Annotated in this window: 8 protein-coding genes; 5 read left to right on the forward strand and 3 right to left on the reverse strand. The window is 47.0% G+C overall.

What is annotated here, in order from left to right:
* The first annotated feature begins 194 nt into the window (after positions 1–194).
* On the forward strand, positions 195–1,832 hold the full coding sequence (locus tag ACTXGO_RS05960) for a carbon-nitrogen hydrolase family protein (protein ID WP_317200135.1): 1,638 nt from the start codon (positions 195–197) through the stop codon (positions 1,830–1,832).
* 253 nt (positions 1,833–2,085) lie between these two features.
* Entirely contained in the window at positions 2,086–2,631 is a 546-nt protein-coding gene (locus ACTXGO_RS05965) for a protein disulfide oxidoreductase (RefSeq protein WP_443543584.1), read from the forward strand.
* Between the two features lie 76 nt (positions 2,632–2,707).
* Here ACTXGO_RS05965 and ald read toward each other — a convergent pair whose 3' ends face one another.
* The 3 genes from ald to ACTXGO_RS05980 form a co-directional block, all read right to left on the reverse strand.
* A complete protein-coding gene (gene ald / locus ACTXGO_RS05970; RefSeq protein WP_435950283.1) occupies positions 2,708–3,823 on the reverse strand; it encodes an alanine dehydrogenase in 1,116 nt (371 codons plus the stop codon).
* A 281-nt stretch (positions 3,824–4,104) separates the two neighbouring features.
* Positions 4,105–5,463 (reverse strand): NCS1 family transporter, encoded by a 1,359-nt coding sequence (locus ACTXGO_RS05975; RefSeq protein ID WP_443573689.1) that lies wholly within the window; start codon positions 5,461–5,463, stop codon positions 4,105–4,107.
* Positions 5,464–5,495: 32 nt separating this feature from the next.
* A complete protein-coding gene (locus ACTXGO_RS05980; protein ID WP_443543588.1) occupies positions 5,496–6,194 on the reverse strand; it encodes an aspartate/glutamate racemase family protein in 699 nt (232 codons plus the stop codon).
* Positions 6,195–6,333: 139 nt separating this feature from the next.
* Between ACTXGO_RS05980 and ACTXGO_RS05985 the strand changes: the two genes are divergently transcribed.
* The 3 genes from ACTXGO_RS05985 to lspA form a co-directional block, all read left to right on the forward strand.
* On the forward strand, positions 6,334–7,068 hold the full coding sequence (locus ACTXGO_RS05985) for a GntR family transcriptional regulator (protein WP_443573690.1): 735 nt from the start codon (positions 6,334–6,336) through the stop codon (positions 7,066–7,068).
* A 164-nt stretch (positions 7,069–7,232) separates the two neighbouring features.
* Entirely contained in the window at positions 7,233–10,085 is a 2,853-nt protein-coding gene (ileS, locus tag ACTXGO_RS05990) for an isoleucine--tRNA ligase (RefSeq protein ID WP_443573692.1), read from the forward strand.
* Positions 10,078–10,607: signal peptidase II (gene lspA, locus ACTXGO_RS05995; RefSeq protein ID WP_443573694.1), on the forward strand; the 530-nt coding region annotated here is incomplete at its 3' end. The genes ileS and lspA, both read left to right, overlap by 8 nt.

Here is a 10,607-nt window from a genome sequence, read left to right on the forward strand (position 1 = left end):
AGTGCAAGAACATAATAAGTACTTGTTATTGTTAATTATTGTAACATTGTTACTGTATTCAAGATAACCATTTTTTGTAACTGACAGGACAACATATTATGGGCATATGTCGCTAGTTGTATGCACTCATATTATCAACCAATAGCCTTCACGCTTATCACCACGTAGTTAATAAACAATATTATAGGATCTTTATGAGTAATATAGAAAAACCAGAAGACTTTCATTTAACGATTGCAGAGATTAAGAAAAAAGACTATCCCCAGCTCAAAGCTCTTATGGATAAAGTATATTCTAACCTTGGCGGTTCTTGGTCAAAAGCCACTATCCATGCTTTGATTGATGCCTTTCCCGAAGGACAAATTGCGCTATTTGATCACGACGATCTGATCGGTATTGTACTGTCTATGCGTGTCGATTACGCCAAGTTCTCTAATCCGCATACTTATGATGATCTAATTGGTCACAAAGAGATTATCAGAGATGATCCTAAAGGTGACGCTATTTATGGCTTAGATGCGCTCATTGATCCTGAGTATCGCGGTTATCGCTTGGGTCGTCGCCTGTATGATGCGCGAAAAGAGCTGTGCCGACAGTTAAACTTCCGCGCTATTTTAGCAGGCGGACGTATACCTAATTACTACAATCACAAAGACCTCACTCCTGGCGAGTACATTGACGCGGTCGAGTCGCGTGAGATTCATGACTCAGCGCTATCTTTTCAGCTCTCAAACGGCTTTATCGTCAAGCGCATCTTGACCGCATATCTACCTGATGACAAGCAGTCTAAAGGCTTTGCAACCTTGCTTGAGTGGGCCAATATCTATTATGAGCCCAAAGACTATAAGCCCAATACCCGTAAATCTGAGGTACGTATTGGCGGGATTCAGTGGCAGATGCGTGAGGTTGAGTCGCCAGAGGAGCTGCTACAACAAGTCGAGTTCTTTGTCGATATCATGGCGGACTACAACTCAGATTTTGCCTGTCTGCCAGAGTTTTTTAACGCGCCGTTAATGGGATTGTGTGAGTCCACCGATCAAAACATCGCCATTCGCTTTTTGGCAGGCTATACCGAATGGTTCAAAAACGAGATCTCGCATCTAGCGGTTAGTTATAACGTCAATGTCATCACAGGCTCCATGCCGCTACTTGATGAAAACGATACTTTGTATAATGTCAGCTACCTATGCCGACGCGATGGCACAGTCGAGGAGCAACGCAAGATTCATATTACTCCGCATGAGCGTAGTGCCTGGGTGATTGAAGGCGGTGACGAGGTCAAAGTGTTCGACACGGATGCCGGCCGTATTGGAATCTTGGTCTGTTATGACGTTGAGTTTCCAGAATTAGCACGCTTAATGGCACTCGATGACATGGACATTTTGTTTGTGCCATTTTGGACCGATACTCAAAACGGGTATCTGCGCGTGCGCCACTGTGCCCAAGCACGTGCCATTGAGAACGAATGCTACGTGATGATTTGTGGTTCTGTCGGTAACTTGCCGCAAGTGGAGAGCCTCGATATTCAATACGCACAGTCATCTATTTTTTCGCCATCAGACTTTGCGTTCCCGCATGATGCCATCATGGCAGAGACCACGGCTAATACAGAGATGGTGTTCTTCTCTGATCTCAATTTAGATAAGCTCATCCATGTGCGTAACGAGGGTTCAGTACATAATTTGCTCGATCGCCGCGATGATCTGTTTAGCCTAAAGTGGAAGCGTAAAGCAAAGATACCTGCCAGCAAACTAAGCGATAGCGAGCGTCGTGAAAACTCAGGTAGCGTACTGTTGGGCAATCCACTGCAGGGTCGCGCCGAAAAGTTCTAAGGGCTTAAGGTAAAGGTGAAAAGCTCACAAACGTATAGTCAAGTCAATGTAAAAGAGATACAGCGAGGCTGGGACAAATTTTGCGCAGCATCGAGCAGCGCAGACACAGCACGCAAGTAAAGTTTGTACCAGTCTCGCGTTACAATCTAGTATATCTATCTCGTTTAGTACCCACTACACAATAACAAAACGGCTGATCATTCAGCCGTTTTTTATATCTAAGATCACAAAAAGTAGAAGAGCAGGTACTAAAATGACAGGTTCGCAAAAAACATTAAAACTTAGAAAGACACCGAAACAAAGGGGGCTATCAATACTTAAAACCATACTTATCTATGGGACGATATTTGCGCTCATCTATACTGCTGTGAACTGGTGGCGACAGCCTGTCATGCCGGCCGATCCACAATTGCAACTGACAGACTATCAAGGACAACGCCTTGATCTTGCGGCAATGAGTACCGATAAGCCGACGCTCGTATATTTCTGGGGAACCTGGTGCCCGATATGCACTTATACTTCACCAACTATCAATAAGCTGGCGGTGGAGAATAACTACCCTGTCGTGACCGTTGCCATTAAGTCAGGCAATAATCAAGAATTATCAAATTATATGACTGACAATAATTTTGATTTTACGACGATAAACGATGAAGAAGGACGTATCTTTGCTGATTGGCAAGGACAAGTGACGCCGTCGTATGTGGTCTTAAAAGATGGCAAAATGACGCAAGGACTCACAGGCATTCAGCCGCTTTGGTCGCTTAAATTACGGTTGTGGCTGAGTTCGGTTTTTTGAGTCGACTGACAATGATTTAAATAAGCCTACCTTTTTTGCAAAAAAGAATTTAGTAGGCTTTGTTTTATGATAGTAGTTAACCGATCAACTCATCCAAATCCTTATACTCATATTCTAAATCTTCAGCGACCGCCTCGTAGGTCATATGACCTTGCATGGTGTTAATGCCTTTTGCTAGTGCAGCATTATCCATACACGCTTGCTTTACGCCTTTTTTAGCGAGTGCTCGTACGTAGGGTAAAGTCACGTTCGATAAGGCTAAGGTTGAAGTACGCGGTACCGCGCCTGGCATGTTAGCGACGCTATAATGAACAATACCGTGCTTGGTATACGTAGGATCGTCATGGGTTGTGATGCGATCGGTCGTCTCAAAGATACCGCCTTGATCGATGGCGATATCGACGATGACGCCCCCGTCATTCATAGACTCGATCATCTCTTCACTGACTAGTTTGGGTGCAGCCGCTCCTGGAATGAGTACCGCGCCGATGACCAAATCGCTATTTTGTACGCACCTAGCAATATTGACTTTGTTGGATACTAGCGTCTGCACCTCATTACCAAAGAGCTCAGATAATTGCTTGAGCCGTTTGGGATCAAGATCCAAAATAGTGACATCTGCGCCTAAACCGATTGCCATTTTTGCCGCCTCCGTACCTGAGACGCCGCCACCGATGATAGTGACCCGCCCCTTTTGTACGCCCGGTACGCCGCCGAGTAATATACCTTTACCACCATAAAAGCTCTGCAAAAACTGCGCGCCGATCTGTGTACTCATGCGCCCTGCAATCTCACTCATTGGCGTTAGCAGTGGCAGTGAGTCATCCTTTAGCTGTACGGTTTCATAAGCAATGCCCGTTACTTTATGTTCTATCAATGCTTTCGCCAGATCAGGCTCAGCGGCGAGATGCAAATAGGTAAACAGAATCAAGCCTTCTTTAAAGTACTCATACTCTGATGATTGTGGCTCTTTGACTTTGATGACCAATTGGGCATCCCAAGTCTCACTTGCACTGTTAACGATAGTTGCGCCTGCGTCTTTGTAGTCATTATCAGTGAACTGCGAACCCATACCAGCGTCTGTTTCAACGACAACCTTGTGACCATCATCGACCAAAGCACTGACTCCACTGGGTGTCAATCCAACGCGATTTTCATTATTCTTAATCTCTTTTGGAATGCCTATTTTCATAATTATCTTCCTTGATAAGAGTAATTTGACGGAATCAAAATTGAGCCAAGCGTGATGTTAGTTTAACGATTTATTTTTGATATAAACGTAACGACATACAAGCAATCATGACGCAATCTGCCAGATAGCTCACTAATCGTAGCACATCTCTTTAGATACGTTTCTCTCCAAATACGTTGTTTACAATGTAAAGCCGTCTCTTAGGAATGTTATAAAAAGCCCGTAGCGTAGGATATGCTACGTTACGGGTTTTTTTATCAATGACTCTAAGCGATAACCATCTACGACATAAAGCGCTGCGCCGATGGCATTTTGAGCATCAATATCCAGTAGATTGCCCCAGCAGGAATCAGGCTAGCATACCAAGAGATGCTAGTGAACGTCAGTGCAACCACAATACCAATCGCCATAGCGATGACTGCTGCCATATTCACCCCTTTATAAGGACCATTTTCATCATATAACTTATCGATATCGAGCTTTTGCTTACGCAGGAAGTAATAATCAACGACCAATATCGCAAATATAGGCCCTAAGAATGCAGAGTACGTTTGAATAAAGAGGTTGAGTCCTGCCGCAGACTCATCTTTGACCAGCTCCCAAGGAAAGGTTCCAAAGGCGAGCAACCCGACGATGACCGCCGCTGTTTTGTATTTGACTTTAAAGATATCCATCAAGGCATAAGCAGGCGGTACGACGTTATTTAGGATGTTGGTTGTGACCTGGGCAAAGGCAATAAACAGCATGGTGATGACCAGTAAAGGCTTGTTATCAACTGCGCTTGAGAACACTTTAATAGGGTCTACTTCACCCGTTGCGCTGGTCACCATGAGACCGATCAAGCCCATAAACAAGGTAGCAGGCAAGATAGAGTTTGAATAAATGACTACTTGACGGAACAATCCGACGTTCTCTTTTAATTCGCGTGAATAATCAGAGACGTTGAGCATCATCGTACTATAGACACCTAAAAACAGCATGGTCGCACCCCAAAACGGCGTACCCCAAGTACCTTCAACGTTAATCAAATTAGTTGAAATAGTATCGCCATATTTATTAATGACACTAATAAACATATAAATGAGCGAGCCGATAATAAACACCGAGCCGATGTTTTCAAGCCACTTGATACCATGAAAGCCCAAAACAGATAGACCAATCTGTAAAAATTGAAAACCGATGAAGAAAACGACGATATTGCTATAGCCAAATAGCGCATCAGATACCAAGTTCAACGCACCAGCGCCAATCCAGCTCTGAAAGCCAAACCAGACGATCGCAGGTACTGAGCGCACTAGTGCAGGAATACGGCTACCAGTAAAGCCAAAAGCGGAGCGCGTCTGAACCATAAACGGAATACCATACTTGTGACCGGCGCGGCCATTAATCATCAGCGCCGCCCCGATGACGGTACAACCTATAGCAATGGCAAGTACCACTTGCAGCAAGTTTAGCGTACCGACCAGACCTGAGCCGACGGTGAACGTCCCGATAGAAACGCAGCCGCCAAGCCATGCAAATAAATAAGACCAAGATCCCATGATGCGCGTGGTTTGCGGCGCAAGGCTCTCCTCTCCGACTCCCTTATGATCCAGCGTTTTGATATCTGCCGCCGCTACGGCTCTTTTTGCGTCTTCCATGACACTCTCCTTCCTAAAGTGTGTAAATTGACTTAGCTCTTAATAGGCGCTGCATAAGCACCAATCTTGCTGGTTTTTATACCGCTACCAATGAGTGCCTCGACCATACGCGTAGCCACAGTGACGCCGTCGATAACAGGAACGCCCGTCTCTTTCGTTAGCCACTCGGTCAAATCTGCCATGCCCGCGCAGCCCAAAACGATCGCTTCGCAGTTGTCCTCACGTACGGCGCGCATAATCTCATCGCGTACTTTTTCGCGCGCGCCAGAGCCTGGCTCCTCAAGCGCCAACACAGGTATCTCAGCTGAGCGCACGCGCCGACAGCGATGAGACAGACCATAACCGTGAATAAGCTCTTCGATCACAGGTATCGCGCGCGGCAGAGTCGTCACCACGCTAAATGAGGTTGAGACCATACTTGCCGCCTTGACCGCCGCCTCACAAATGCCTAAGACGGGGCCTGAGAACACCTCACGGCAAGCGCCAATACCTGGATCATCAAAACAGGCGACTACGACGCCATCGACGCCGTCTGCTTCTGCTTGGGCCAAACGTCTAAGCAGTCCAGGCACAGACATCGCTTCGTCATAGTGTCCTTGAATAGAGGCTGGCGCATCATCCCCTGACGCGCCGATGATCGTTGTGCCAGCGCTTGCCTTTTGACGAGCGCTCTCAACGATTTTGTCCGTCATGGAGGTCGTCGAATTAGGGTTCATGACTAAGATTTTCATAGAGGTTGGTTATCCATATATAAAGTTGATACAGAGACTGATTTGAATATCAAACAAAAGTAACTATATGCGTATATATTCATTGTTAACTAAAATTGTTAACAATACAACTAAAAATTAAAAAATGTTGTCGCCATGCATGCAGCGCACTATAATCGCGACTATGAATCTTATTAATACACTAGTAAAAACCGAAGACACGCCAGAGAACGCAATCATTGAGGCTATCACTGCTGCAGTGTCAGAGCAGCGCTTGCCTGCGGGCACTAAACTTGGTGAGCAGGCATTGAGCGATCTGTTCAAATGCAATAGAGCCAACGTAAGACGCGCCCTCTCGACACTGGCAACTATGCATGTGGTGCAATTACAGCCCAATCGCGGTGCATTTATCTCAACGCCTACGCCCAAGGAAGCCGGTGACGTGTTTGCCGCGCGGCGCACCATTGAGCGTACGCTGGCGCTCAGCGTCATCAAAAACGCCACCGATCAAGACAGTGCTAATATGCGCGCTATGATTGAGGATGAAGCGGTTGCGCGCGCGGCAGGAGACACCCCTGCTGAATTGCGATTATCCCGCGCCTTTCATATGCATTTAGCGACAATCGCTGGCAATCAGGTGCTCGAGAAGTTTTTGAGTGAACTTACCTTGCGCACGACTTTGATTATCGGACTATACAATAATGCAGGCTCCTCAAACTGCGCTGAAGATGAGCATTTGGGTATAGTACAAGCGATAGAGGCCAAAGATGAGAACAGACTTGTCATGCTACTCGATGAGCATTTGAGTCATTTAGAGAGTAGTCTTGATTTTGCTCACGCCACCCAGCCGTTCTCTACCTTGGCAGAGCAGCTGATTATTAAAAACAATCAATAACTCTAAGCGTCTATTTGCCCAAAACATGTCCCCTGTTTTTAGTGCGTTAATTGCCTTATAATAGGTGGCTTTGATTTTTGTCAATGCGTCCTGCATATATACCAGTCATCCTATATTTTGGCACGCGGGTTTTCTCACTACATTTAATTAAGACAAAGACCACTATGACCGACTCTATCGACTACAAAGATACGCTAAACCTTGCCGACACGCCCTTTGCGATGCGTGCTAACCTTGCCAAACGTGAGCCTGATTGGCTGGCGGCGTGGGAAGCGGACGACGTCTACGGCAAAATTCGTGCCGCGCGAGTCGGCGCGACCAAATACATTTTGCATGACGGCCCTCCCTATGCGAACGGTCAGATTCACTTAGGTCACGCGGTCAACAAAGTGCTCAAAGACATGATCGTCAAATCAAAAACCTTATCAGGCTTTGATGCGCCCTATGTACCGGGCTGGGACTGTCATGGTCTACCCATTGAGCAAAAGGTTGAGGCCAAAGTCGGTAAAGTCGGTCAAAAAGTGTCCGCCACCGAGTTTCGCGGTCTGTGCCGTGAGTATGCGAGCACGCAAATTGAATTGCAAAAAGCTGACTTTAAGCGCTTAGGTATCTTTGGTGATTGGGACAATCCTTATCTCACGATGAACTTTTCGCAGGAAGCCAATATCGTGCGCGCATTATCTAAAATCTATGACAATGGTCATGTGACTCGCGGTATGAAGCCTGTCAACTGGTGCTTGGACTGTAGCTCAGCTTTGGCAGAAGCGGAAGTAGAATATCAAGACAAAATCTCTGATGCGATCTACGTCAGCTTTGATGTTTTGGATACTCAAAAACTAGCTGCTTTAAGCGAGATTGACGGCACTATCGCCGCTGTTATCTGGACGACGACGCCATGGACGCTGCCTGCTAACCAAGCCATCTCAGTACATCCTGAACATGACTATAGTGTGGTCGCAACCGACAAAGGCAACTTGCTATTAGCCGCTGATTTGGTTGAGACAGCACTTGTTGAGCTTAAACTGGACAACAAAGGTGTGTTGGCAACCGTATCAGGTAGCGCGCTTGAAGGCTTGCGCGCTCAGCATCCATTAATTGAAGATCGCCAAGTGCCGCTTATCTTAGGCGATCATGTCACGGTTGATAGCGGTACGGGTCTGGTGCATACCGCGCCCGGTCACGGTCTTGACGATTATATCGTTGGTCTTAAATACAACTTGCCAGTAGAGAACCCCGTTAGCGGCACTGGCGTCTATTTAGAGACCGCTGCTGTGTTCGCAGGTGAGCATATCTATAAAGCCAATCCAAAGATTATCGCCGCCTTACATGACAATGATCATTTGGTCAGCCATACCAAAATTGAGCACAGCTATCCGCATTGCTGGCGTCATAAGTCGCCAATTATCTTTCGTGCGACGCCGCAGTGGTTCATTAACATGGAAGTCGAGGGCCTACGTGAGCGCGCCCTAAAAGATATTCCACAGGTTAAATGGACGCCAGCATGGGGTCAAAACCGTATTGAATCAATGATGACGGGTCGCCCCGACTGGTGTATCTCACGCCAGCGTACTTGGGGCGTGCCGATTGCCTTTTTTACCCATAAAGAAACAGGCGAGCTGCATCCAAACACGCTTGAGCTGATGGAAGTGGCTGCAAAGAACATAGAAGCGGGCGGCGTGGAAGCTTGGTTTGATGCCAGCTGTGAGGACTATCTAGGCGATGAAGCAAGCGATTATGACAAGTCTACCGATACGCTAGACGTTTGGTTTGATTCAGGGACGACGCATTTTGCTGTCCTTGAGCAGCGTGAGGAGCTGACCAATCCAGCTGACATGTACCTAGAAGGCTCAGATCAGCATCGCGGCTGGTTCCAGACCTCCCTTTTAACCTCGGAGGCGATGTACGAGCGTCCCCCGTTTAAGCAAGTCTTGACTCATGGTTTTGTGGTTGATGAAAACGGCCGCAAAATGAGTAAGTCACTGGGTAACATCATCACCCCACAAGACGAGATTAACAAAACAGGCGCAGACATGCTGCGGTTATGGATTGCGTCGAGCGACTATCGTTATGAGATGAGCGCAGGCAAAACGGTCTTTAAAGGCGCGATCGATATGTATCGCCGTATCCGTAACACCTTGCGCTTCTTATTAGCCAATACCGACGACTTTAATCCTGCGACTAATAGCATCGCTATTAATGATCTGGTCAGTCTCGATAAGTTCATCCTTGAGCGTACGCAGACTGTGCAAGCGCAAATCGTCAGGGCTTATGATGCCATGGACTTCCATCAAGTCACGCAGCATATCGCGGCGTTCTGCTCACAGGACTTGGGTAGCTTCTATTTAGACATCATCAAAGACCGTCAGTACACCACGCAAAAAGATGGACAGCCGCGCCGCTCGGCGCAAACGGCGATTTACCATATCGCCCAAGCTTTAATTCGCTGGATTGCACCGATCTTGTCATTCACCGCGCAAGAAGCATGGGAAGTATTACACGCTAACGATAGTGCAAACGCCGATGCGTACGTGTTTACTCAAGAGTGGTACGAGTTCCCAGAACTTGAGCTGAGCGCGATTAGTACAGATGATTGGCAAAACATTATGCGTGCCAAAGACTTAGTCAATAAAAACATCGAAACCGCACGCGGTGACAAAATCATCAATGCCAATTTATCCGCTGACGCTACCCTTTATGCCGAGGGCGCAATGCACGATAGCTTAGCCAAACTTGGCGAGGAGCTACGTTTTGTCTTAATTACCAGCAAAGCTACGCTTGCACCACTAGGTGAGGCGCCTACAGATATAACAGCTGCTGATACAGTCTCCCCTGGTACTGAAAATGATAGCGGAGCGGCAACCGATCTAAAAGTCAATATTAGCGCGGCGACGGGCACTAAATGTGTACGCTGCTGGCATATCCGCGATGATATCGGCACTGACCCCAAGCATCCAGAGCTGTGCGCGCGCTGCGTGACCAATGTTGTAGGTAGCGGTGAGGTACGTCACTATGCTTAACCCGCCTGACCCCTCTAAGCCGCAGACACCGACCCCAGTTGATGAATTGCCAAAACCTGTGCATATCACAACTGGCAGTTCAGTGACGCCTATGGGTCGATTAAATAAAACGCCAAAAGTTATCGCCAATGGCAGTCGTGCCTTTATGTGGTATCTGCTTTCACTCATCGTTTTGGTTATAGATCAATTCACCAAATGGTTAGCTGAAACCAATCTGACCTTTCACGAGCCAGTACCCGTTATTGAGCCATTTTTGAATTGGACTTTGGCCTATAATTACGGCGCTGCCTTTAGCTTTTTGGCGGATGCAGGCGGCTGGCAAAAATGGTTTTTTTCTGGGCTGGCACTGATCATATCGATATTTTTGATCGTCTATCTAATTAAAGCGCCGCGAAACGCCAAGCTCCTCTCTCTCGGTCTAGCCTTGGTACTTGGTGGCGCTATTGGTAATCTGATTGATCGCCTGCTCCATGGTCACGTTATCGACTTCATCCACGTGCATAACGCCGATGTCTGGCATTA

The organism is Psychrobacter sp. T6-1 (genome assembly GCF_052258445.1).